Below are 24,244 nucleotides of genomic sequence, written 5' to 3' on the forward strand. Positions count from 1 at the left end.
CCCGACGCCCTCAGCCTATAAACAAATCCTGCTGCAACACCAGCCTCATCTCCCCACTGTCCAGCACCACCTCAGCCCCCAGCGGCAAGCACACGTTCGGATCACAATGCCCACTGCGCCACCCGGCCAGCACCGGCACGCCCAGCGGCCCGAAAATGTCCTGCAGCAGCGGCGTCAACGCCGCCACGGTGATCCCGGCAAAATCCCCCACCAGCACCCCCTTCACCCCGGCAAGCTTGCCCGCCAGGCGCAACTGGGTCAGCAAACGATCCACCCTGAACAACGGCTCGTTGACGTCTTCGATAAACAGGATGCAGCCCTGCGTATCGATCTCTGCCACCGTTCCCAGGGTCGCCCCCAGCATCGACAGGTTGCCCCCCAGCAAACGCCCGTGGGCAACCCCCGGCACCACGCAGCTCAACGCAAAGTCGGCGGGATGCGCGATCGCATCCCCCGCCCCCACCTGCCCAATCAGCTGCGCCAGCAGCGACGACTCGGTCGGCTCGAGTTTGGCGCCCAACAGGTCGGCATTCAGCATCGCCCCATGAAAGGTCAGTAACCCGGTTTTGCGCTGGATAGCCGTGTGCAGCGCGGTGATGTCGCTGTAGCCGATCAACGGCTTGGGGTTGCAACGGATCAGGTCAAAGTCGAGGCTGTCGAGCAGGCGCATGCTGCCATAGCCGCCGCGCATGCACAGGATGGCGTCGATGGCCGGGTCGGCAAAAGCATCGTGCAGGTCCTGCAGCCGTTGCTGATCGGGCCCTGCCAGGTAGCCCTGCGCCTGTTCAACGCCCGGGTAGATACGGCAGCGGTAGCCACGCTCGGTGAACCACTGGCTGGCCTTTTGCGCATCCAGCCGCGCCGGCCCGGCCGGGGCGACGATGGCAAAGCAGGCGTTCTCCCCCAGGGCAGCGGGCAGTCGGGACTCAAAGGTTTCAGCGCAATTCATCGCAACTCCTTGCAGTACAGGGCACACAAACAAAAATGCCGATGCCGCCTTTCGGCGCGCATCGGCACGGGTGCTTCAGACCAGGCTCAGAGCTTGATCTTGGCTTCGTGAGCCTGCTGGTCAGCGTGGTACGAAGAACGCACCAGCGGGCCGGAAGCCACGTTCTTGAAGCCCATCTTGTAGCCTTCTTCGGCGAACCAAGCGAAGGTGTCCGGGTGCACGAAACGCTGTACCGGCAAGTGGCTGCGCGACGGCTGCAGGTACTGGCCGAGGGTCAGCATGTCGATGTCATGCTCGCGCATGCGGTGCATCACTTCGATGACTTCTTCGTCGGTCTCGCCCAGGCCGAGCATCAGGCCCGATTTGGTCGGTACGTGCGGGACCATCTGCTTGAACTTCTGCAGCAGGTCCAGCGACCAGTCGTAGTCCGACCCCGGACGCGCGGCCTTGTACAGGCGCGGTACGGTTTCCAGGTTGTGGTTGAAGACATCCGGCGGCTCTTGCGCGGTGATCTCCAGGGCCACGTCCATACGGCCACGGTAGTCCGGGACCAGGGTTTCCAGTTGCACACCCGGCGACAAGGCGCGGATCTCGCGGATGCAGTCGGCAAAGTGCTGGGCACCGCCATCACGCAGGTCGTCGCGGTCCACCGAAGTGATCACCACGTACTTCAGGCGCAGGTCGGCGATGGCGACGGCGAGGTTCTTCGGCTCATCGAGGTCCAGTGGCTTCGGTCGGCCGTGGCCAACGTCGCAGAATGGGCAACGACGGGTGCAGATGTCACCCATGATCATGAAGGTCGCGGTACCGCCCGAGAAGCACTCGCCCAGGTTCGGGCAAGAGGCCTCTTCGCAGACGCTGTGCAGCTTGTGCTTGCGCAGCAGTTGCTTGATGCGGTCTACCTCGGGTGAGACCGGGATGCGCACGCGGATCCAGTCGGGCTTTTTCGGCAGTTCATCGGTAGGGATGATCTTTACCGGGATGCGCGCGACCTTGTCGGCACCACGCAGTTTGACCCCAGCTTCCACCTTCTTCGGCGCTGGGCGCGGGGTGGCATCCTGGGTAGGTATCAGGTTCGGCACGGCTTCTTGCACAGTTGTCATATTCAGTCGATTCCGCCCGTGAGGGTCGTCTGCTCAGCGTAGTCGAGGTGCTTGACCAGCTGTCCGCGCAGCCTTGTCCTGACCTCGTTGAGTTCGATCGGGCCTGCCAGATCGCGTAGCTGGGTCATGGCCAGCCCCGCATAACCGCAGGGGTTGATTCGGCGGAATGGCGCAAGGTCCATGTCCACGTTCAGGGCAAGGCCGTGGAACGAACGGCCGTTGCGGATTCGCAGGCCGAGGGAGGCGATTTTCGCTCCATCGACATAGACACCCGGGGCGTCGGGCTTGGCCGCCGCCTGGACATCGTAACTGGCAAGCAGGTCGATCAGGGTCTGCTCGATACGGCTGACCAGCTCACGTACCCCAAAACCCAGCCGCCGCACATCCAGCAGCAGGTAGGCCACCAGTTGCCCGGGGCCATGGTAGGTCACCTGGCCACCGCGGTCGGTCTGCACCACCGGGATATCACCCGGAATCAGCAGGTGCTCGGCCTTGCCGGCCTGGCCCTGGGTGAAGACCGAGGGGTGTTCGACCAGCCAGATTTCATCCTGGCTGTCGGGCCCTCGCTGCTCGGTAAAGCGACGCATGGCTTCCAGCACCGGTTCATAGGGCTGCAGGCCAAGATCGCGAAAACCGAGACAGGCGGACATCAGAGCACCATTTTCACGATGCCGGTAGCGCGCAGGGCGCTGTTGATATCGTGCAGCTGGTTCTCGCTCTCGGCAACGATGTGCAGTTGCACCGTGGTGTACTTGCCTTCCTTGCTCTGGCGCTCGGCCAGCGTGGCGAGGTCGACCTTGGCGTGTTTGCTGAGGACTTCGATGACCATGTCCTTGAAACCGACAACGGTATCGCCGATGACCTTGATCGGGTAGTCGGCGCAGGGGAATTCGATTTTGTGCGACTTGACGTCAGGTTCGCTCATAGCGGAAACGGCCTCGTAAGCCGTGGCAACAACAACGCTCCCGCCTGAACAGCGGGAGCGTGGCAGGTCACGTTATCAGTTGAACAACCCGTAGAAGAATAGACGGATGCTATCCCACATACGGCGGAAGAAACCACCTTCCTCGACGCCATCGAGGGCGATCAGGTCGGCGCTGTGAACCACGTTCTCGTCCAGTTTGACTTCCACTTTGCCGATCACGTCACCTTTGGCGATCGGTGCGGTGAGCTGCGGGTTCATGGTCATCGAAGCCTGAAGGCGCTTCAATTGGCCTTTAGGCATAGTCATGGTCAGGTCGTTGGCCAGGCCAGCTTTAACCTGGCTGGTGGCGCCCTTCCAGACTGGAGCCTGGGTCAGCTCGGTGCCTTTCTGATAGAAGGTCTGAGTTTCGAAGAAGCGGAAGCCGTAGGTCAGCAGCTTCTGGGTCTCGGCAGCACGGGACTGCTCGCTGTTGGTGCCGAACACTACGGCGATCAGGCGCTGGCCGTCACGTACGGCCGAAGCCACCATGCAGTAACCGGCTTCGTCGGTGTGGCCAGTTTTCAGGCCGTCGACGGTCTTGTCACGCCACAGCAGCAGGTTGCGGTTCGGCTGTTTGATGTTGTTCCAGAAGAACTCTTTCTGCGAGTAAATCGCATAGTGGGCCGGGTCGACGTCGATGATCGCGCGCGCCAGCAGGGCCATGTCGTGCGCCGAGGAGTAGTGCTCGGGGTTCGGCAGGCCGGTCGGGTTCATGAAGTGGCTGTTGGACATGCCCAGGTCAGCGGCCGTCTTGTTCATCATGTCGGCGAAGGCGTCTTCGCTGCCGGCAATGTGCTCGGCCAGAGCGACGGACGCATCGTTACCCGACTGGATGATGATGCCGTGCAGCAGGTCGCTGACAGTCACCTGGCTGCCGACCTTGATGAACATGCGCGAACCGCCGGTACGCCAGGCGTTTTCGCTGACGGTGACCGGGTCGTTTTCACCGATCTGGCCGCGGCGAATGTCCAGGGTGGCGATGTAGGCGGTCATCAGCTTGGTCAAGCTGGCTGGCGGCAGGCGCTCGTCACCGTTGTTCTCGACCAGCACGTTGCCGCTGGACGCGTCCATGAGTACGTAGGACTTGGCTGCCAGTTGCGGTGGTGCCGGCATCATCTGCTCTGCCGCGAAAGCAGCAGGCGTGATCATCAGCAGTACGGGCAGGCAAAGTCGTTTGGCAAGGTTGGTGATGTTCATCCGTCTCTCGAAAATCGCTAATGGTCTGAGATGTTGCCTGGGCCACATCGTGTGCCCAGCGCCAGTCAGTCTAGTTTTTAAGGCCTTGGGCCAAGCCCGCACACTGCGGCTTTATGTCGCTGCGGGCAAAAGCGGACATTGTACATGCCCGCGCCCGTCAATTCATGACAAAACCGACAGTTTGGCCGGTGCGGTCAGTCAGCTGTGACCAGCTTCGCCTGCCCCAAGTTCGCCAGGCGAATGCTGTTCTGCGCCTGCTGGATCTCGCCCTGGCTGCTGATCGGCCCCAAACGCACGCGGTGCAGGGTTTGCTGGTTACGCACGATGGAGCTGATGAACACCGGCGCGCTGACCATGGTGCTCAGTTTCGAACGCAGCAGTTCAGCAGCGTCCGGGTTGGCGAAGGCGCCCACCTGCAAGAAGCTGCCGCCGTTGCCTGCCGGCACATTGTTGCCGCCGACTTGAACGGGCACTACGGGGGCTGCGTGCTGCTGGGGTGGCGGGGTCCACTGCTCGACTCGGCCGGTGCTGGCCGGGATCGACTGGGTCTGAGCAACCTGGGGCTCCTTCAGCACCAACGGTGGCTGCTGGCCGCGCTGGGCCCACCATTGTTGCGGGTCGATACCTTCGACGCGCACATGCGCAGTGCCGATTTCGGCGTAGCCGAGCTTCTTCGCCGCCGCGTAGGACAGGTCGATGATACGGTCGGAGTAGAACGGGCCACGGTCGTTGACCCGCAGGACCACGCTGCGGCCGTTGGCCAGGTTGGTCACCCGCACATAGGCCGGCAGCGGCAAGGTCTTGTGCGCCGCGCTCATGCCGTACAGGTCATAAAGCTCGCCGTTGGCCGTGTTCTGCCCGTGAAACTTGGTGCCATACCACGACGCGGTACCCTCGGCGCGGTAGTTGCGCGAGTCCTGCATCGGGTAGTAGGTCTTGCCCAGTACCGTGTAGGGGTTGGCCTTGTAGTTGCCGGTGTGCACGGTTGGCGTGGCGTCGGGGATCTTGTTGACGTCCACGTCCCACCACGGCGCACCGTCCTTGTGGGCACGGTTGATGTCCAGGCCGGGCTGGGCGCGGACTGTATTACCGCTTTTCTGGGTAGTGGTCGGGCGGCTGGAAGAGCAGCTGACCAACAGCATGCCGACAGTCATGCAGGTCAGCAGCTTGAAGGTAGTGGCAGAGATGATTGCGCGCATTACTTGACGCCCCGTGCTTGGACCAGCTGTTCCGAAAGCTGATGCACCGCCATGGCGTACATCACGCTGCGGTTGTAGCGAGTGATCGCGTAGAAGTTCTTCAGGCCCATCCAGTACTCGGGGCCGTTTTCGCCTTCCAGGCGGAAGGCGGTGACCGGCAGATCATCGCGCAGCGCATCATGACTCGACCAGCCCAGCGCCCGCAACTCCCCGACAGTCTTCACCGGCTCGATACCGGTGGTCAGGCCTTCATCAACCCGCTCGCCCTGCACCCTGGCGCGGCTGACCACGCCTTCGCCGGCCACCCAGCCATGGCGCTTGAAGTAGCTGGCTACGCTGCCGATGGCATCGTCCGGGTTGTTCCAGATATTGATGTGGCCATCGCCGTCGAAGTCCACGGCATAGTTGCGGAAGCTGCTCGGCATGAACTGCGGCAAGCCCATTGCCCCCGCATAGGAGCCTTTGAGCGTGAGCGGGTCAAGCTGCTCGGCACGGGCCAGCAGCAGGAACTCGCGCAACTCCTTGCGGAAGAACTCGGCCCGCGGCGGGTAGTCGAAGCCCAGCGTCGAGAGGGCGTCGATGACCCGGTAATTGCCGGTATTGCGACCGAAAAAGGTCTCTACGCCGATGATCGCGACGATAACTTGCGCCGGCACACCGTATTCCTGCTCGGCCCGCGCCAACACCGCTTCGTGCTGGCGCCAGAAGTCCACACCGCGGGCGATACGCGCGTCGGTGATGAACATCGGCCGGTAGTCCTTCCACGGCTTGACCCGTTCGGCCGGCCGCGAAATGGCATCGAGAATTGACTGTTTACGCTGGACCTCACGGAACACGCCCATCAGCTGCTCGCTGGCAAAGCCGTAGTCGCGGGTCATTTCGCCAACGAACTCGGCCACTTGGGGCGAGCCTTCGTAGTCGCCGGCATGGGCCAGCTGGACAGCGCCGAACAGGCCCACCGCGCCGATCCACGGCGCACAACGGGCAGCCCAGTTACGCACTGCTTGCATGAAATTCTTCACCTTATTCAAACCTGTGCGATCCATTTACGGTGCGTATGGATCGACATCAGAACGCCAAACGCTGACAGCAGCGTCACCAACGAAGTTCCGCCATAGCTGATGAAGGGCAGCGGCACGCCCACCACGGGCAGAAGGCCGCTGACCATACCGATATTGACGAACACGTATACAAAGAAGGTCATCGTCAAGCTGCCCGCCAGCAGCTTGCCGAACAGGGTCTGCGCCTGGGCCGTGATCATCAGGCCGCGACCAATCAGCAGCAGGTAGACGATCAGCAGCAGGCAGATGCCGACCAGGCCGAACTCCTCACCGAGCACGGCGATGATGAAGTCGGTGTGGCTCTCGGGCAAAAAGTCCAGGTGCGACTGGGTACCCAGCAGCCAGCCCTTGCCGAATACCCCGCCCGAACCGATCGCAGCCTTGGACTGGATGATGTTCCAGCCGGTGCCCAAGGGGTCGCTTTCCGGGTCGAGGAAGGTCAGCACGCGCTGCTTCTGGTAGTCGTGCATGACGAAGAACCACATGGCCACTGCCACCGGCACCGCCGCCGCCACCACACTGACAATCCAGCGCCAGCGCAGCCCGCCCATGAACAGCACGAATGCACCGGAGGCCAGAATCAACAGCGCCGTGCCCAGGTCGGGCTGGCGAACGATGAGGATGAACGGCACGCCGATCAGCACCAGGCTGATCGCCACATGCTTGAGGTGTGGCGGCAAGGTGCGCTTGGACAGGTACCAGGCGATGGTCGCCGGCATGATGATCTTGAGAAATTCCGAGGGCTGGAAGCGAATCACCCCGGGGATGTTGATCCACCGGGTGGCACCCATGGCGTTGTGGCCCATCACGTCCACCACCACCAGCAACAGCACCCCGGTGACGTAGGCCAATGGCACCCAGCGCGCCATGAACCGCGGCTCCAGCTGGGCGATGACGAACATCGACACCAGGCCGATGCCGAACGAAGTCGCCTGCTTGAGCAGCAGATCCCAGTTCTTGCCACTGGCCGAATACAGCACGAACAGGCTGCCGGCCGCGAGGGTCAGGAGGATGACCAGCAAGGGGCCATCGATATGGATGCGCTGCAGGAAGCTGGCGCGCCGACGCATCACATCCTCGCTGGAGAGCATGCGATCGAAATTGTTCATCACAGGGCCGATTCCTGGGTAACGGTGGCGGGAGCGAACTCGGACTTGAGCCGGCCGTGCTCATCGAGCAACCAGGCGTCCATGATCTGGCGCACCACGGGTGCGGCGACGCCAGAGCCGGATTCGCCGTTCTCGACCATCACCGACACCACGATCTTCGGGTCGTCGGCCGGGGCGAAGGCGACGAACAGGGCGTGGTCGCGGTGGCGTTCCTGAAGTTTGTTGCGGTCGTATTTCTCGCCTTGCTTGATCGCCACCACCTGGGCAGTACCGCTCTTGCCGGCGATGCGGTACTGGGCACCAGCAGCAGCCTTGCGCGCGGTACCACGGGCGTTGTGCATCACCTGCTCCATGCCGTGGGTCACCTTGGCCCAGTCCGACTTGTCACGCAGGATGATGTTTTCCATCGGGTTCTCGTCCACCGGCGGTTGCCCTTCGATGGTCTTGGCCAGGTGCGGGCGGTTCCACACGCCTTTGTTGGCGATCAACGCGGTGGCCTGGGCCAGCTGCAGCGGCGTCGCCTGCATGTAGCCCTGGCCGATCCCGAGAATCAGGGTTTCGCCGGGGAACCAGGCCTGGCGGCGGGTGGCACGCTTCCATTCGCGAGACGGCATCAGGCCGGCGGACTCTTCGAACATGTCGAGCGAAACCCGCTGGCCGATGCCGAACTTGTTCATATAGCTGGACAAGCGATCGATGCCCATCTTGTGGGCAAGGTCGTAAAAGTAGGTGTCGTTGGAGCGCATGATCGCGGTATCCAGGTCGACCCAGCCATCGCCTGAGCGGTTCCAGTTACGGTATTTGTGATCGTAGTTGGGCAGCTGGTAATAGCCCGGGTCGAATACCCGGCTGCCGGCATTGACCACGCCACTGTCCAAACCGGCGATGGCCACCGCTGGCTTGATGGTCGAGCCAGGCGGGTAAAGCCCGCGCAGTACGCGGTTGAACAAGGGCCGGTCGATCGAATCCCGCAGCTCGGCATAGGCCTTGAAGCTGATGCCGGTGACGAACAGGTTAGGGTCGAAGCTTGGCTGGCTGACCATCGCCAGCACTTCGCCGGTACGCGGGTCGAGCGCCACCACCGCGCCACGACGGCCACCCAAGGCGGCCTCGGCGGCTTCCTGCAGCTTGATGTCGAGGCTCAGGACAATGTCCTTGCCAGGCTTGGGGTCGGTACGCTTGAGCACCCGCAGCACGCGGCCTCGGGCGTTGGTCTCGACTTCCTCGTAACCGACCTGGCCGTGCAACGCATCTTCGTAGAAACGCTCGATACCAGTCTTGCCGATATGGTGCGTACCGCTGTAGTTCACAGGGTCGAGGGTTTTCAGCTCTTTCTCGTTGATGCGCCCGACATACCCCACCGAATGCGCAAAATGCGCACCTTGTGGGTAATGCCGCACCAACTGCGCGACCACTTCCACGCCGGGCAGGCGGAACTGGTTCACCGCTACCCGGGCGATCTGCTCTTCGCTCAGTTCGAACAGGATGGGCACCGGCTCGAACGGCCGACGGCCCTGGCGCATGCGCTTCTCGAAGAGGGCGCGGTCGTCGTCAGTCAGCTCCAGCACTTCGACGATATTGTCCAGCACTTCCTGCCAGTTACCCGCACGTTCACGGGTCATGGACAGGCTGAAGCTGGGCCGGTTATCGGCGATGATCACCCCATTGCGGTCGAAGATCAGCCCACGGGTCGGCGGGATCGGCTGCACATGCACCCGGTTGTTCTCCGACAGCGTCGAGTGATAGTCGTACTGGATGATCTGCAGGTAATACAGCCGCGCGATCAAAACGCAGATAAGCAGCATGATCGCCACCGCGCCGACCACGACGCGGTTACGCACCAGGCGGGCGTCTTTCTCGTGGTCCTTGAGACGGATCGGCTGCGACATCGGACTGCTTACAGGCTCATTTGTGGTAAGGATGCCCGGACAACACGGTCCAGGCGCGATAGATCTGCTCGCCGATGAGTATCCTTACCAACGGGTGCGGCAACGTCAGCGGCGACAGCGACCAGCGTTGCTCGGCGCGTGCGCAAACCTCAGGCGCCAGCCCTTCCGGGCCGCCCACCATCAAATTCACCGTGCGCGCATCCAGGCGCCAGCGGTCCAGCTCGGTCGCCAACTGCTCGGTACTCCAAGGCTTGCCATGGACCTCGAGGGTGACGATGCGTTCCCCAGGCTGAACCTTGCTCAGCATGGCTTCGCCCTCCTGACGGATCAGGCGAGCGACGTCGGCATTCTTGCCACGGGTATTCAGCGGGATTTCCACCAGCTCAAGCGACAGCTCCGGGGGCAGGCGCTTGGCATATTCATGCCAACCGTCCTCGACCCACTTGGGCATGCGCGAGCCGACCGCGATCAGGCGCAGACGCACGACGCTTCCTTATTCCCGGTCTTTGAGCTTGTCGGAGTACTCGTGGGCATGGTCCGGGCTGTGGTGCTTGCCATCGGCGGCACGGCTTTGCTCGGCACCCTGCCACAGACGCTCCAGGTCGTAGAACTGGCGGGCAGCGGCGGTCATCATGTGCACGATGACATCGTTCAGGTCCAGCAGCACCCAGTCGCTGTCGCCCTTGCCTTCTTCACCCAGGGGTTGAGCACCCTTGGCCTTGACGGCTTCACGGACCTTTTCGGCCATCGCGTTGATCTGGCGGTTGGAGGTACCGGTGGCAATGATCATGAAGTCGGTCAGGCTGTGCTTTTCACGCACGTCGATGACCTGGATATCCTGGGCCTTGACGTCTTCCAGCGCTGCCTTGGTCACTTGGACCAGTTCTTCGCCGTAAATTTTCTGCTTGGTCATATAAAACTCGTTCAACTTGTTGGATGAGGTGCCGGAGCACCGTCAGTTAGGCACACGATACAGTTCGTGTGCCTCGATGTAGGCCAGTACGGCGTCCGGCACCAGGAACCTCACCGATTTGCCGCTGGCCAGCAGCTGTCGGATCTGTGTAGCCGACACCGCAAGCGGTGTCTGCCAGACGAACGAAATATTTCCCGCCGGGCCGGACATGGCGGTGGGATCGCTCTCGGAGCGCGCAGCCAACAGGTTGCGCAGCTCGTCAGGGGGTTCAACGTCGGCATCCGGGCGTTGCAGCACCAGGATGTGACAGTGTTGCAGCAGCTCTTCCCAGCGGTGCCAGGCGGGCAGGCCACAAAAGGCATCCCAACCCAACACCAGGAACAGCTGGTCGTCAGCGCCCAATTCGGCGCGGATCGACTCCAGGGTGTCGATGGTGTACGACGGCTTGTCGCGGGCAAGCTCGCGGGCATCCACGCTCAGGCAGGCGACGCCCTGCACGGCGCTGCGCACCATGGCCAAGCGATCTTGCGCGGCCACTTGCGGGGTGTCGCGGTGCGGCGGCCGGGCATTGGGCAACAGGCGCAACTCGTCCAACGCCATCAACTCGGCCACTTCCAGCGCGCTGCGCAGGTGGCCGATGTGAACGGGGTCGAAGGTGCCGCCTAGAATGCCGATGCGCCGGACTGCCTGGGCCTTGCTCAACTCAGCAGGACTCCTGGCCGCGTAGCTGGCCGTCGCCGATCACCACGTACTTCTCGCAGGTCAGGCCTTCCAGGCCAACCGGGCCGCGGGCATGCAGCTTGTCGGTGGAGATACCGATCTCCGCGCCCAGGCCGTACTCGAAACCGTCGGCGAAGCAGGTTGGGGTATTGAGCATCACCGACGCCGAGTCGACCTCTGCCATGAACTGGCGGGCCTGGCCCTGGTGCTCGGTGATGATCGAATCGGTGTGGTGCGAGCCATAGTGATTGATGTGTTCGATGGCCTGGTCCAGATCATCCACTACACGAATCGACAGGATCGCATCCAGGTATTCGGTGTGCCAGTCGTCTTCGCTGGCCGGTTTGGCCTCGATGAGCGCACGCGTGCGCTCACAGCCACGCAGCTCGACGCCCTTTTCCTGGAAACGGCGGGCCATTTCCGGCAGGAAGCGCTCGGCCACACGCTGGTCGACCAGCAGGGTTTCCATGGCGCCACAGATGCCGTAGCGGTAGGTTTTGGCGTTAAAGGCGACGCGCCAGGCCTTGTCCAGGTCGGCATGCTCGCTGACGTAGACATGGCAGATGCCGTCCAGGTGCTTGATGACCGGCACCCGCGCATCGCGGCTGATACGTTCGATCAGGCCACGGCCACCGCGCGGCACGATCACATCGACGAACTCGGGCATGCTGATCAGCGCGCCCACGGCTTCGCGATCGGTGGTCTCGACCACTTGCACTACCGCGGCCGGCAGGCCGGCCTCGGCCAGGCCACGCTGGATGCAGGTGGCGATGGCACGGTTGGAGTGGATGGCCTCGGAGCCACCACGCAAGATGGTCGCATTGCCGGACTTCAGGCACAGGCTGGCGGCATCGATGGTCACGTTCGGGCGCGATTCGTAGATGATCCCGATCACCCCCAGGGGTGCACGCATCTTGCCGACCTGAATACCCGATGGGCGGTAGCTCATGTCGCGGATGGCGCCGACCGGGTCCGGCAGGCTGGCCACCTGGCGCAGGCCCGTGATCATGCCGTCGATACGCGCGGGGGTCAGCGCCAGGCGGTCGAGCAGTGCGGGCTCCAGGCCATTGGCACGGCCTGCGGCGAGGTCCAGCGCGTTGGCGGCGGTCAACTCGGCGCGGGCAGCGTCCAGTGCATCGGCAGCCGCTTGCAGGGCGCGGTTCTTCTGCGCGGTGCTGGCACGGCCGATCACCCGGGAAGCCTGGCGAGCAGCGCGACCCAAACGGGTCATGTAGTCAAGAACGGACTCAGTCATGGGTTCGGTGTCTTGGCGAAGGGGAAATCGGCTGATTATAACTGTCGCGCAGGTATACGCCCAGCGGCGGGTGGCGGATGGTAGAAAATGGTGGGCTTGGCTTGGTTTTTAGCACCCGGCAGGTCGGGCGCCGCATGCGCGGCGCCCGATCTCCCAGGCGCAAAATCCCCCAAGACGAACACCTCTCAGCCCCCAAAGAAACATACAGATACCATTCAACCACCCACCCGGTTCAGCCTCGATTAAGCCATTCATTGCTATCATCCAGGCCTTTGAAGCCACGAACAGCCAGCATGCCAGCCCTGCCCGACCGCTTTTTCGACCGTGACGCCCAAACCCTGGCCAAGGAGCTGCTGGGCAAGGTCATCCGCCATCGCCAGGGCGACCTGTGGCTGGCCGCGCGCATCATCGAGACCGAGGCCTACTACCTGACCGACAAAGGCAGCCATGCCTCGCTCGGGTATACGGAAAAGCGCAAGGCCCTGTTCCTCGACGGCGGGCACATCTACATGTACTACGCCCGCGGTGGCGACTCGTTGAACTTCAGCGCCCATGGCCCGGGCAATGCGGTGCTAATCAAGTCCGCCTACCCTTGGCAGGATGACCTTTCGAACGCCAACAGCCTGGCGCAGATGCAACTGAACAACCCCGACGCCAGCGGCAACCTGCGCCCCGCCGAGCGGCTGTGCGCAGGCCAGACCCTGTTATGCCGTGCACTGGGCCTGAAAGTGCCGCGCTGGGACGCGCAGCGGTTCGACCATGAGCACCTGTACGTCGACGACTGCGGCATCGCCGTGCCACGGGTGATCCAGGCTGCGCGCCTGGGCATCCCGCAGGGCCGCGACGAGCACCTGCCATACCGCTTCGTCGATGCCGAATACGCCCGCTTCTGTACACGGAACCCGCTGCGACGCGGCCAAGTCGAAGGCCGAGACTTCTTCATTCATCAACAAGGAAACTGACACATGGGCCAATGGCTCGACAGCCTGACCGGCTGGCTAAGCGCCAACCCCCAGTGGCTTGGCCTGGCGATTTTCCTGGTGGCCTGCATCGAATGCCTGGCCATTGCCGGCATCATCGTGCCCGGCACCGTGCTGCTGTTCGCGGTCGCCGTGCTGGCCGGCAGCGGCACCTTCAGCCTGGGCGAAACGCTGTTGCTGGGTTTTCTCGGTGGCTTGCTGGGTGATGCACTGTCGTACACCGTCGGCAAGTATTTCCACCAGAACATCCGCCGCCTGCCACTGCTGCGCAATCACCCGGAATGGATCGGCAGCGCCGAAACCTACTTCCAGCGTTATGGCATCGCCAGCTTGTTGGTCGGGCGCTTCATCGGGCCGCTGCGGCCCATGCTGCCGATGGTCGCTGGCATGTTCGACATGCCGTTGCCGCGCTTCATCGCCGTCAGCCTGGTGGCAGGCGCCGGCTGGTCGGTTGCCTACCTGCTGCCTGGCTGGGCCACGGGCGCCGCCATGCGCCTGCCTTTACCGGAAGGCTTCTGGCTGGATGCGGGCATCCTTGCCGGTGCGTTGGCGGTGCTCATCGGCCTGAGCCTGAACAGCAGCATCCGCGATCAACGCCACGGCACTCGGCTGATCGCCGGCTTGAGCTTCGCGGCCCTGGCCGGGGTATTCCTGGGCTGGCCGTACCTGCACGAATTCGATCAGGGCGTGATGACACTGGTGCAGGAACACCGCAGCCAAGTCATCGACGGCACCGTGGTGCTGGTGACACGGCTGGGTGATTTTCGCACGCAGTTTTTCCTCGGTGGGCTGCTGACCGGCCTGCTGCTGCTCGCCCAACAATGGCGCCATGCACTGTTTGCGGGCGGCGCATTGATGGGTACGGCGATTGCCAATGGCACGCTCAAGTGGCTGTTCGCCCGCGCGCGGCCCGAGGTGCTGACCGACCCACTGACCAGCTACAGCATGCCCAGCGGCCACAGTTCGGCGTCTTTTGCGTTCTTTTTGGTAATGGCGGTGCTGGCAGGGCGTGGCCAGCCGCCGCGGATGCGCCTGACCTGGGTACTGCTGGGGTGCATTCCTGCCTTGGCGATTGCGTTGTCGCGGGTTTACCTGGGGGCGCACTGGCCGACCGATATTCTGGCCGGCGCCTTGCTGGCGTGCTGCGTCTGCGCGGTTAGCCTGACCTTGGTGCAGCATCGCCAGCCGCTTCCAGCGCTGCCGCTGCGGGTGTGGTGGCTGGTGCTGCCGGCGTGTATCGCGCTGCTGGCGTTTTTTGCCATGCACGCGCTGCCGCAGGCTTTGGAACGGTATCAGTATTGATGTTGCCTGTTCTGGCCTCTTCGCGGGGCAAGCCCGCTCCCACAGGCAGTCTGCAATGCACCACACCTGTGGGAGCGGGCTTGCCCCGCGAAGAGGCCACAACAAGCCACAGTGATCAGTCAGGCAAACAACTCACCCTGAATCCGCTCCAACAGCCTTTGAATCTCTTCCAGCCGCAACTGCGGCGAGTCTATGCTCAGCAGGTCCAGCTTGTCCTCTTCCATAAACGGCAGCAGATACGCCAGCTGATTGGCCAACGCCTGCTGCCCATCCACCGGCCGCGGCATGTCCAGCGCCTCGACCATCGGGTGCTCACCCAGGGCAACCAGCAACGCCAGCAGGTCTTCGTCCGCCTCGCCCAAGGGGCTATCAGCAAGCTCTGGCAACCACTGCACCTGCCCGACCAGTAACTGGTCCTTCTGCACCTCGGTATGCTCCAGGTTGAAACGCCGCACCCCTTCGACACGGATACCCAGCAAGCCGTTATCCTGCTGCACGAAGTCGCGGATCATCGCCTCGCAACCGATCGAAGCAACCACCGGTGGCGCCTTGCCAACCTGCTCCCCTTCCAGGATGCACACCACCCCAAAGCCCTCGCCCTGCTTCATGCAGCGGCCAATCATGTCCAGGTAGCGCGCCTCGAAAATCTGCAAATCGAGGAAGCACCCCGGAAACAGCACGGTATTGAGGGGAAACAGCGGTAGCGTCATCACAACTCCTCAAGCCACCAGGCTGACCGCCAGCGGTAGGAACACCGCCGTGGCCACCCCCATCAGGCTCATCGCCAGCGCGGCGAAAGCGCCGCATTCATCACTTTCCTGCAGGGCCACCGAAGTGCCCACCGCATGCGCGGTCACGCCCAGCGACATGCCGCGCGCCTCAGGGCTGTGCACACCAAGGCGGGTCAACAGCGCCGGGCCGAAGATCGCGCCGATGACCCCGGTGATCAGCACGAACACCGCAGCCAGCGCCGCCACACCACCAATCTGCTCGGCCACCAGCATGGCGATCGGCGAAGTCACCGACTTCGGCGCCATGGTCATCAGGATCATGTGCTCGGCGCCGAACCACCAACCCAGCAGCAGGCAGCACACGGTGGCGAACAGGCCTCCGATTACCAGCGTAGTAAATGTCGGCCAGAACAGTTGGCGAATACGCCGCAGGTTGAGATAGAGCGGCACGGCCAGGGCCACGGTGGCAGGCCCCAGGAGCGTGTTCATGATCTCGGTGCGCTGGCGGTACTCGCTGTAGTCGATGCCGCACACCAGCAGCACGCCGATCACCAGCAGCATCGACACCAGTACCGGCTGCAGGAAGATCCAGCGGGTTTTCTCATAGCCCGCAAGCACGACCTGATAGGCCCCCAGGGTAATGCCGATGCCAAACAAAGGATGGTGGATGACTGCATCGAGCGCGCCTTGCCAGTCGAGCATCATGGCTGCTCCTCGCGCTTGCCTTGGCGGTGGATGAGCTTCTGCATCAACACGCCGACGAACACCAGGGTCAGCAGGCACGAAATGAACAGTGCACCGGCAATCGCCCAGAAGTCCGCGGCGATGTCCTTGGCATACACCATTACCCCCACCGCCGGCGGCACCAGCAGCAGTGGCAGGTAGCGCAGCAGGCTGCTGGCCGCCTCATTGAGGGGTTTGCCGACCTCTCCCCTGGCCATCAGGAAGCACAGCAACAGCAACAGGCCGATGATCGGCCCCGGCAAAAACGGCACAAACAGGTGATTGATCGCCGTACCCAGCAGTTGAAACAGCACCAGCCAGGTCAAACCACGCAACAGCATAAGCACCTCCCTCGGGCATGGCGGCCATTATAAGCACGCTAAGGGTATAAGCCGATAATCGCCGAAAAACGCGCAACTTGACTGAAACGGTGGGTCGTGCTGATCTTGCACCTTCGTACCAACTTACAACCTGGAGAGTCGCGATGCCCTATGTACCGGTTACAGAGCTTTCGCAGTACGTTGGCAAGGAACTGGGCCGTTCTGCCTGGCTGAAAATCGACCAGCAACGCATTAACCTGTTTGCCGAAGCCACAGGCGATTTTCAGTTCATCCATGTCGACCCGGAGAAGGCGGCGAAAACACCGTTTGGCTGCACGATCGCCCATGGTTTCCTGACGTTGTCGCTTATCCCCACGCTGATGGAGGACATCCTGGTCCTGCCGCAAGGGTTGAAGATGGTCGTGAACTACGGGTTGGACAGCGTGCGGTTCATTCAACCGGTCAAGGTCGACAGCCAGGTGCGGCTGAAGATCGATCTCGCCGAAGTGCTTGAGAAAAAACCCGGTCAGTGGCTGCTCAAGGCAATCGCCACGCTGGAAATCGAAGGGGAAGAGAAGCCTGCTTATATAGCCGAGTCCCTGTCGCTCTGTTTTGTCTGAGTGATCGCCGGGGCGCTGTGCGCCCCATTCGCGGCAGGCCCCCGATACAATCCACAAACTCCGCGCACTCGCGTAAACTGCCAGCCTTCGCGCAGCCTCGGGCTGCCCCTGTCGATTTACCAAAGGTGCCCGCCATGCCCTGGCTGCAAGTACGCCTGGCCATCAGCCCGGAACAAGCCGAAACCTACGAAGACGCCCTGCTTGAAGTCGGCGCCGTCTCGGTCACGTTCGTGGACGCAGAAGATCAGCCGATCTTCGAACCCGACCTCAACACCACACCGCTGTGGTCGCACACTCACCTGCTGGCCCTGTTCGAGGCCGATGCCGAGCCCGAGCAGGTGTTCGCCCATGTCCGCCTGCTGACCGGCGCCGAACTGCCCGAGCACCAGGCTGAAGTGATCGAAGATCAGGACTGGGAGCGCAGCTGGATGGACAACTTCCAGCCCATGCGCTTCGGCCGTCGCCTGTGGATCGTGCCAAGCTGGCACGAAGCGCCGGACAAGGACGCGGTAAACTTGCTGCTCGACCCGGGCCTGGCGTTCGGCACCGGTACCCACCCGACCACCGCCCTGTGCCTGGAATGGCTCGACGGCCAGCAACTCGAAGGCACCCAGGTGCTGGACTTTGGCTGCGGCTCGGGGATTCTGGCCATTGCCGCCCTGCTGCTGGGCGCGCGCGAAGCGGTCGGTACCGACATCGACGTGCAGGCCATTGAAGCCTCGCGCGACAATGCCCAGCGCAATGGCATCGCCGACGAGAAGCTGGCGCTGTACCTGCCCGAGCACATGCCGGCCATGCAAGCCGACGTACTGGTCGCCAACATCCTGGCCGGCCCGCTGGTCTCGCTGGCGCCGCAGTTGTCTGGCCTGGTCCGCCCTGGTGGCCTGCTGGCCCTCTCGGGCATCCTTGCCGAACAAGGCGATGAAGTGGCCGCTGCTTACGCCGCCGACTTCGAGCTGGACCCGATCGCCGTACGCGATGGTTGGGTGCGCATCAGTGGTCGCCGCCGTTAAGCGCGCTAGAATAACTTTTGTACAACCCCGGATCGCCGCATGACCGACAGTTTCGTCACCCAGTGCCCGCATTGCCAGACCAGCTTTCGCGTCACCCATCACCAGTTGAGTGTGGCGCGCGGCGTGGTGCGGTGCGGCCATTGCCTGCAGGTGTTCAACGCTGCAAAGCAACTGCTGGAGCAGAACCGCGCCGGTGATGCCAGCGTGCCTGTGGAACCTAAGGTGCCCGTGGCGCCAGTGGTACCCGTCGCACCCGCAGCGCTTGCCGAGCCGATTGCCGAGCCTGCGGTCACGCCCGATCCCCCCGCCAGCGAACGCCCAGCGCCCCCTGAGGACGACTGGGCGCTCACGGCCCAGGCCCTGGATGAACTGGACCTGGACCAAGAGCTGGCCCGCCTTGAACGTCGTGGCGAACCTGCCGCCGCTCGCCCGCCCAGCGCGGACAACGGTTTGCAGGCCCGCCGTGAAGAACATCAGCCAGACGCCCATACCGATGAGCTGTTTGGCAACGCCACCGACGACCGCTTCGAGCCTGAACAGGCGCCTGAACCTGCACCCACGCTACTGACACAGCACGCGCTGGAACAGGAAGCGTTCGAGCAGGAGTCACTGGACCTGGAGCCCGCCCCGGGCGATCGCACCGAACCGACCCTGGGCGGCCACCTGGACCTGGACATCGACGACGAGCCCCCCGTACGGCGGGACATCGAGGCCGACGAGCACCATGCATTCGTCAGCGAGCACTTCGCTGCCAGCCACGATCCAGCCCCGGAAAAGGGCCTCAGCGCGCGCGACGATGACGAACTGGACCTGCACCTGTCGGCCCACGACGACGACCCTGTAGAGCCGTTGCCCGGTGAACGCCTGGAGCCTGGCCTGTCCAGCAAGCCCGAGCGTGCGCCGCGCAAGGAACCGCTGGTCGACGTGGTCGACGACCCGCTGCAACTGGGCTGGGAAAAGCCCAAGCCCAACTGGGGCAAGCGCTTGCTGTGGGGCTTCCTGACGCTGCTGGCTGCAGGCCTGCTGGCGTTCCAGTACGTGTGGTTCCATTTCGATGAAATGGCCCGCCAGGACCAGTACCGGCCGATCTTCCAGCAGGTATGCCCGCTGTTCGGCTGCGAAGTGCCGACCCGCGTCGACATCGCCCGCATCAAGAGCAGCAACCTGGTGGTGCGCAGCCACCCTGACTTCAAGGGTGCGCTGATCGTTGATGCGATCATCTACAACCGCGCCCCCTTCGCCCAGCCGTTCCCGCTGCTCGAGCTGCGTTTCGCCGACCTCAATGGCCAACTGATCGCCAGCCGGCGCTTTAAGCCCAGCGAGTACCTTTCCGGCGAACTGGCCGGGCGCGGCGAGATGCCCAGCCAGACCCCGATACACATCGCCCTGGACATCCTCGACCCGGGCCCCAAGGCCGTGAACTACAGCCTGAGCTTCCGCTCGCCGGAGTAATCGGCTGATCCTGGGGGCACTTTGTGCCCCCACCCTCGCCTACCCACACCAAAAGTCATAAGCCGACAACTGTTCAGATTTTATCCAAATCCATCTTTATCCGGTCACCGAGAGCGGGTATCATGCCCACCCTTTTTCGAACTCCAAGATTCGGCCCCACAACAGGGATCACCTATGTCGGCGGTACGCATCGGCCCATACACACTGCGAAACAACCTGATCCTCGCCCCCATGGCCGGGGTCACGGACCAGCCTTTCCGAACACTTTGCAAGCGCCTGGGCGCAGGCATGGTGGTGTCGGAGATGGTGTCCAGCGACATGAGCCTGTGGAACAGCCGCAAGTCGAGCCTGCGCCGCATTCACGAAGGCGATCCCGAGCCGCGCTCGGTGCAGATCGCCGGCGGGGATGCCCAGATGATGGCAGCGGCGGCAAAGGCCAACGTCGAAGCGGGTGCCCAGATCATCGACATCAACATGGGCTGCCCGGCAAAAAAAGTCTGCAACAAAGCTGCAGGCTCTGCTTTATTGAGAGATGAAGCCTTGGTCAGCGAGATTCTCCACGCCGTGGTAGGCGCCGTGGACGTCCCGGTGACGCTGAAGATCCGCACGGGGTGGGATCGGGCGAACAAGAACGGCCTGAATGTGGCGAAGATCGCTGAACAGGCCGGCATCCAGGCGCTAGCGGTGCATGGCCGCACACGCGCCGACCTGTACACAGGCGAAGCCGAATACGACACCATCGCTGCCATCAAGCAGGCGGTGTCTATCCCGGTATTTGCCAACGGCGATATCACCTCGCCAGAAAAGGCCCGGGCGGTACTGGACGCCACCGGGGTCGATGGCCTGTTGATCGGCCGCGCTGCCCAAGGGCGGCCCTGGATCTTTCGCGAGATCGAGCATTACCTGCGGACCGGCGAACAGTTGCCGGCCCCGCAGCTGGACGAAGTGGAACGCATCCTGCTAGAGCACCTGGCCGCGCTGCATGCCTTCTATGGCGATGTCATGGGCGTACGTATCGCCCGCAAGCACGTTGGCTGGTACCTGGCAACACGACCCGGCGGCAAGGAGTTTCGCTCCCGGTTCAATGCTTTGGAAGACACACAAGCGCAGTGCGCCAACGTTCGCGCGTTTTTCAGTGAACGTCGACAGAGCCTTGAGACAGAGGACGGACAAGGGGTGGCCGCATGACGATGATGACCGAGACATTTGTGAGTGGAACAACGCCCGTGAGCGACAACGCCAACCTGAAACAGCACCTCAACACGCCGAGCGAAGAGGGCCAGACCCTTCGCGACAGCGTCGAGAAGGCGCTGCACAACTACTTCGCCCACCTGGAAGGCGCGACCGTCACGGACGTGTACAACCTGGTGCTCTCCGAAGTCGAGGCGCCCCTGCTTGAAAGCGTGATGAACTACGTGAAGGGCAACCAGACCAAGGCCAGCGAGATGCTCGGACTCAACCGAGGCACCCTGCGCAAGAAGCTCAAGCAGTACGACTTGTTGTAAGCCAGAATCCCAATCAGAAAAGGCGGCTCCCTGAACAGAGGCGCCTTTTTTGCTGACTCCACCGCGTTATGGAATCCGAAATGACCGACCAGACTACCCGCCTGCCGATCCGCCGCGCCCTGATCAGCGTCTCCGACAAGACCGGTATCCTCGAATTCGCCCGTGAGCTGCAGCAGCTCGGTGTCGAGATCCTGTCCACCGGCGGCACCTACAAGCTGCTCAAGGATAACGGCGTGAACGCGGTGGAAGTGGCCGACTACACCGGCTTCGCCGAAATGATGGATGGCCGGGTCAAGACCCTGCACCCGAAAATCCACGGTGGCATTCTGGGCCGTCGCGGCATCGACGACGCCATCATGAACGAGCACGGCATCAAGCCGATCGACCTGGTCGCCGTCAACCTGTATCCCTTCGAAGCCACCATCTCCAAGCCAGGCTGTGACCTGCCGACCGCGATCGAGAACATCGACATCGGCGGCCCGACCATGGTCCGCTCCGCTGCCAAAAACCACAAAGACGTTGCCATCGTGGTCAATGCCAGCGACTACGCCAGCGTCCTCGACGGCCTGAAAGCCGGCGGCCTGACCTACGCCCAGCGCTTCGACCTGATGCTCAAGGCGTTCGAACACACCGCCGCCTATGACGGCATGATCGCCAACTACATGGGCACCATCGACCAGGCCAAGGACACCCTGAGCACTGAAGCACGCAGCGAATTCCCGCGCACCTTCAACAGCCAGTTCGTCAAAGCCCAGGAAATGCGCTACGGCGAGAACCCGCACCAAAGCGCGGCGTTCTACGTCGAAGCCAAGAAGGGTGAAGCCAGCATCTCCACCGCCATCCAGCTGCAAGGCAAGGAACTGTCGTTCAACAACGTGGCCGACACCGACGCTGCGCTGGAGTGCGTGAAGAGCTTCGTCAAACCTGCCTGCGTCATCGTCAAGCACGCCAACCCGTGCGGCGTGGCCGTGGTACCGGAAGACGAAGGCGGCATCCGCAAGGCCTACGACCTGGCCTACGCCACCGACACCGAGTCGGCCTTTGGCGGCATCATCGCCTTCAACCGCGAGCTCGATGGCGAAACCGCCAAGGCCATCGTCGAACGCCAGTTCGTCGAAGTGATCATCGCCCCGAAAATCTCCCAGGCCGCCCGCGAGGTGGTCGCCGCCAAGCAGAACGTTCGCCTGCTGGAATGCGGCGAATGGCCAGCTGAGCGTGCAGCCGGCTGGGACTTCAAGCGCGTCAACGGTGGTTTGCTGGTGCAGAGCCGCGATATCGGCATGATCACCGCCGATGACCTGAAAATCGTTACCAAGCGTGCCCCGACCGAGCAAGAAATCCACGACCTGGTGTTTGCCTGGAAAGTGGCCAAGTTCGTCAAGTCCAACGCCATCGTCTACGCCAAGCAGCGCCAGACCATCGGCGTCGGCGCCGGCCAGATGAGCCGCGTCAACTCCGCTCGCATTGCTGCAATCAAGGCCGAACATGCTGGCCTGCAGGTTCAAGGCGCGGTCATGGCGTCGGATGCGTTCTTCCCGTTCCGTGACGGCATCGACAATGCGGCTAAAGTGGGTATCAGCGCCGTGATTCAGCCAGGTGGTTCGATGCGTGATGCCGAAGTCATCGCCGCAGCCGACGAAGCCGGCATCGCGATGGTGTTCACCGGTATGCGCCACTTCCGCCACTAATCAAGATGGCCGGCCGTACCTCGGCCCCTGTGGGAGCGGGTTCACCCGCGAATGCGGCGGTAAACCCAGCATCGCATTCGCGGGTGAACCCGCTCCCACAGCGGGCGAAGTACGCCGCCAAACAGAGGTTTTGACATGAAAGTTTTGATCATCGGCAGCGGCGGCCGTGAGCACGCCCTGGCCTGGAAAGTCGCCCAAGACCCACGCGTCGAGAAAGTCTTCGTTGCCCCAGGCAACGCTGGCACCGCCACTGAAGCCAAGTGCGAAAACGTCGCCATCGACGTCAACGCCCTGGAGCAACTGGCCGACTTCGCCGAACAGAACGTGCAACTGACCATCGTCGGCCCTGAAGCGCCACTGGTCGCTGGTGTCGTCGACCTGTTCCGCAGCCGTAACCTGGACTGCTTCGGGCCCACCAAAGGCGCCGCACAGCTTGAAGGCTCCAAGGCCTTCACCAAGGATTTCCTGGCGCGTCACAAGATCCCGACCGCCGACTACCAGAATTTCACCGAAATCGAGCCTGCCCTGGCCTACCTGCAGGAAAAGGGTGCGCCGATCGTGATCAAGGCCGACGGCCTGGCTGCGGGCAAAGGCGTGATCGTCGCCATGACCCTGCAGGAAGCCGAAGACGCCGTGCGTGACATGCTGGCCGGCAACGCCTTTGGCGATGCGGGTTCGCGTGTGGTCATCGAAGAGTTCCTGGACGGCGAAGAAGCCAGCTTCATCGTCATGGTCGACGGCCACAACGTGCTGCCAATGGCCACCAGCCAGGACCACAAGCGCGTCGGCGACGCCGACACCGGCCCAAACACCGGTGGCATGGGCGCCTACTCGCCTGCCCCAGTCGTGACCGCCGACGTGCACCAGCGCGTGATGGACCAAGTCATCTGGCCGACCGTGCGCGGCATGGCCGAGGAAGGCAACGTCTACACCGGCTTCCTTTATGCCGGCCTGATGATCGACAAGGCGGGCAACCCCAAGGTCATCGAGTTCAACTGCCGCTTCGGTGACCCGGAAACCCAACCGGTCATGTTGCGCCTGGAGTCGAGCCTGGTGCTGCTGATCGAAGCCGCCTTCGCCAAGGCCCTGGACAAGGTTGAAGCCCAGTGGGACCCACGGCCGAGCCTGGGCGTCGTGCTGGCTGCCGGTGGCTATCCGGGCGACTATGCCAAAGGTGACGCGATCAGCGGCCTGGACGCAGCCGCCAAGCTCGAAGGCAAGGTGTTCCATGCCGGTACCACCCTGAAAGACGGCCAAGTGGTTACCGCCGGCGGCCGTGTGCTCTGCGCCACCGCCCTGGGCCAAACCGTCGAAGCCGCTCAGCAGCAGGCCTACCGCCTGGCAGAGCAGGTTAAGTGGGACGGCAGCTTCTACCGTACCGACATCGGCTACCGGGCCATTGCCCGCGAGCGCGGTGAACACCAGCAGTAACCTTTACCGAAGCGCCGTGACGCCTTGCGCCCACGGCCTTCGGCTCGTCGACAGGGCCCTTTCTGGGCCTTGCCTTCGACTTGGCGCGCCGCGCATAGTTAGTATCCGGCACATCGGCTA

At 63.0% G+C, this 24,244-nt stretch carries 25 protein-coding genes; 9 read left to right on the top strand and 16 right to left on the bottom strand.

The features are described 5' to 3' along the window. Positions 1–10: 10 nt before the first annotated feature. From LOY53_RS23635 to LOY53_RS23695, 13 genes are all read right to left on the bottom strand, one after another. Positions 11–949, bottom strand: coding sequence for an LD-carboxypeptidase (locus LOY53_RS23635; RefSeq protein ID WP_258703355.1), 939 nt, complete (start codon positions 947–949; stop codon positions 11–13). Positions 950–1,035: 86 nt separating this feature from the next. Continuing rightward, positions 1,036–2,052, bottom strand: a complete 1,017-nt coding sequence (gene lipA, locus LOY53_RS23640; protein ID WP_027592615.1) for a lipoyl synthase — start codon at positions 2,050–2,052, stop codon at positions 1,036–1,038. 2 nt (positions 2,053–2,054) lie between these two features. Next, the gene (lipB, locus tag LOY53_RS23645; RefSeq protein ID WP_027592614.1) at positions 2,055–2,702 is read right to left on the bottom strand and encodes a lipoyl(octanoyl) transferase LipB; all 648 of its coding nucleotides are present in this window, start codon (positions 2,700–2,702) and stop codon (positions 2,055–2,057) included. Continuing rightward, complete coding sequence (locus LOY53_RS23650) at positions 2,702–2,977, bottom strand: DUF493 domain-containing protein (RefSeq protein ID WP_012312556.1); 276 nt, start codon at positions 2,975–2,977, stop codon at positions 2,702–2,704. The genes lipB and LOY53_RS23650 overlap by 1 nt, the downstream gene beginning before the upstream one ends. A gap of 75 nt (positions 2,978–3,052) precedes the next feature. After that, the gene (locus tag LOY53_RS23655) at positions 3,053–4,213 is read right to left on the bottom strand and encodes a D-alanyl-D-alanine carboxypeptidase family protein (RefSeq protein WP_027592613.1); all 1,161 of its coding nucleotides are present in this window, start codon (positions 4,211–4,213) and stop codon (positions 3,053–3,055) included. A 194-nt stretch (positions 4,214–4,407) separates the two neighbouring features. Further along, positions 4,408–5,412, bottom strand: coding sequence for a septal ring lytic transglycosylase RlpA family protein (locus LOY53_RS23660; RefSeq protein ID WP_027592612.1), 1,005 nt, complete (start codon positions 5,410–5,412; stop codon positions 4,408–4,410). After that, positions 5,412–6,422 (bottom strand): lytic murein transglycosylase B, encoded by a 1,011-nt coding sequence (mltB, locus tag LOY53_RS23665; protein WP_085272343.1) that lies wholly within the window; start codon positions 6,420–6,422, stop codon positions 5,412–5,414. The genes LOY53_RS23660 and mltB overlap by 1 nt, the downstream gene beginning before the upstream one ends. A gap of 17 nt (positions 6,423–6,439) precedes the next feature. Then, positions 6,440–7,543: a rod shape-determining protein RodA gene (gene rodA / locus LOY53_RS23670; RefSeq protein ID WP_050580719.1), complete on the bottom strand. Its 1,104-nt coding sequence runs from the start codon at positions 7,541–7,543 to the stop codon at positions 6,440–6,442. Positions 7,544–7,581: 38 nt separating this feature from the next. Next, a complete protein-coding gene (mrdA, locus tag LOY53_RS23675; protein WP_027592609.1) occupies positions 7,582–9,471 on the bottom strand; it encodes a penicillin-binding protein 2 in 1,890 nt (629 codons plus the stop codon). A gap of 16 nt (positions 9,472–9,487) precedes the next feature. After that, positions 9,488–9,955: a 23S rRNA (pseudouridine(1915)-N(3))-methyltransferase RlmH gene (rlmH, locus tag LOY53_RS23680; protein ID WP_023382530.1), complete on the bottom strand. Its 468-nt coding sequence runs from the start codon at positions 9,953–9,955 to the stop codon at positions 9,488–9,490. 9 nt (positions 9,956–9,964) lie between these two features. Next, positions 9,965–10,384 (bottom strand): ribosome silencing factor, encoded by a 420-nt coding sequence (gene rsfS, locus LOY53_RS23685; RefSeq protein ID WP_252825956.1) that lies wholly within the window; start codon positions 10,382–10,384, stop codon positions 9,965–9,967. Between the two features lie 42 nt (positions 10,385–10,426). Further along, positions 10,427–11,086 (bottom strand): nicotinate-nucleotide adenylyltransferase, encoded by a 660-nt coding sequence (gene nadD / locus LOY53_RS23690; RefSeq protein ID WP_027592607.1) that lies wholly within the window; start codon positions 11,084–11,086, stop codon positions 10,427–10,429. A gap of 1 nt (position 11,087) precedes the next feature. Further along, positions 11,088–12,359: a glutamate-5-semialdehyde dehydrogenase gene (locus LOY53_RS23695; RefSeq protein WP_252825958.1), complete on the bottom strand. Its 1,272-nt coding sequence runs from the start codon at positions 12,357–12,359 to the stop codon at positions 11,088–11,090. A 293-nt stretch (positions 12,360–12,652) separates the two neighbouring features. Here LOY53_RS23695 and LOY53_RS23700 point away from each other — a divergent pair, with 293 nt between their 5' ends. Next, positions 12,653–13,321: a DNA-3-methyladenine glycosylase gene (locus LOY53_RS23700; protein WP_258703356.1), complete on the top strand. Its 669-nt coding sequence runs from the start codon at positions 12,653–12,655 to the stop codon at positions 13,319–13,321. A 3-nt stretch (positions 13,322–13,324) separates the two neighbouring features. Beyond that, positions 13,325–14,641, top strand: a complete 1,317-nt coding sequence (locus LOY53_RS23705; protein ID WP_252825960.1) for a bifunctional DedA family/phosphatase PAP2 family protein — start codon at positions 13,325–13,327, stop codon at positions 14,639–14,641. 119 nt (positions 14,642–14,760) lie between these two features. Here LOY53_RS23705 and LOY53_RS23710 read toward each other — a convergent pair whose 3' ends face one another. From LOY53_RS23710 to LOY53_RS23720, 3 genes are read right to left on the bottom strand one after another with little or no spacing between them, the layout of a single operon-like run. Next, complete coding sequence (locus LOY53_RS23710) at positions 14,761–15,351, bottom strand: LON peptidase substrate-binding domain-containing protein (RefSeq protein ID WP_252825961.1); 591 nt, start codon at positions 15,349–15,351, stop codon at positions 14,761–14,763. A 9-nt stretch (positions 15,352–15,360) separates the two neighbouring features. Further along, a complete protein-coding gene (locus LOY53_RS23715; protein ID WP_027592602.1) occupies positions 15,361–16,077 on the bottom strand; it encodes an LrgB family protein in 717 nt (238 codons plus the stop codon). Next, positions 16,074–16,436: a CidA/LrgA family protein gene (locus LOY53_RS23720; protein ID WP_099455399.1), complete on the bottom strand. Its 363-nt coding sequence runs from the start codon at positions 16,434–16,436 to the stop codon at positions 16,074–16,076. Before LOY53_RS23720 ends, LOY53_RS23715 begins: the two co-directional genes overlap by 4 nt. Positions 16,437–16,579: 143 nt before the next feature. On the opposite strand from LOY53_RS23720, the gene LOY53_RS23725 reads away from it, so the two are divergent. The 7 genes from LOY53_RS23725 (at position 16,580) to purD (ending at position 24,124) form a co-directional block, all read left to right on the top strand. After that, the gene (locus tag LOY53_RS23725) at positions 16,580–17,035 is read left to right on the top strand and encodes a MaoC family dehydratase (protein ID WP_027592600.1); all 456 of its coding nucleotides are present in this window, start codon (positions 16,580–16,582) and stop codon (positions 17,033–17,035) included. Positions 17,036–17,169: 134 nt separating this feature from the next. Further along, the gene (gene prmA, locus LOY53_RS23730; RefSeq protein WP_027592599.1) at positions 17,170–18,048 is read left to right on the top strand and encodes a 50S ribosomal protein L11 methyltransferase; all 879 of its coding nucleotides are present in this window, start codon (positions 17,170–17,172) and stop codon (positions 18,046–18,048) included. A gap of 39 nt (positions 18,049–18,087) precedes the next feature. Further along, a complete protein-coding gene (locus tag LOY53_RS23735; RefSeq protein WP_258703357.1) occupies positions 18,088–19,500 on the top strand; it encodes a DUF3426 domain-containing protein in 1,413 nt (470 codons plus the stop codon). Positions 19,501–19,674: 174 nt separating this feature from the next. Beyond that, entirely contained in the window at positions 19,675–20,688 is a 1,014-nt protein-coding gene (dusB, locus tag LOY53_RS23740) for a tRNA dihydrouridine synthase DusB (protein ID WP_027592597.1), read from the top strand. After that, positions 20,685–21,005, top strand: coding sequence for a DNA-binding transcriptional regulator Fis (fis, locus tag LOY53_RS23745; protein ID WP_012274390.1), 321 nt, complete (start codon positions 20,685–20,687; stop codon positions 21,003–21,005). The genes dusB and fis overlap by 4 nt, the downstream gene beginning before the upstream one ends. An 80-nt stretch (positions 21,006–21,085) precedes the next feature. Then, complete coding sequence (gene purH, locus LOY53_RS23750) at positions 21,086–22,693, top strand: bifunctional phosphoribosylaminoimidazolecarboxamide formyltransferase/IMP cyclohydrolase (protein WP_252825964.1); 1,608 nt, start codon at positions 21,086–21,088, stop codon at positions 22,691–22,693. 135 nt (positions 22,694–22,828) lie between these two features. Further along, entirely contained in the window at positions 22,829–24,124 is a 1,296-nt protein-coding gene (gene purD / locus LOY53_RS23755; protein WP_186677431.1) for a phosphoribosylamine--glycine ligase, read from the top strand. Positions 24,125–24,244 lie beyond the last annotated feature (120 nt).

This window comes from Pseudomonas sp. B21-031 (assembly GCF_024748985.1).
GTDB lineage: Bacteria > Pseudomonadota > Gammaproteobacteria > Pseudomonadales > Pseudomonadaceae > Aquipseudomonas > Aquipseudomonas kermanshahensis.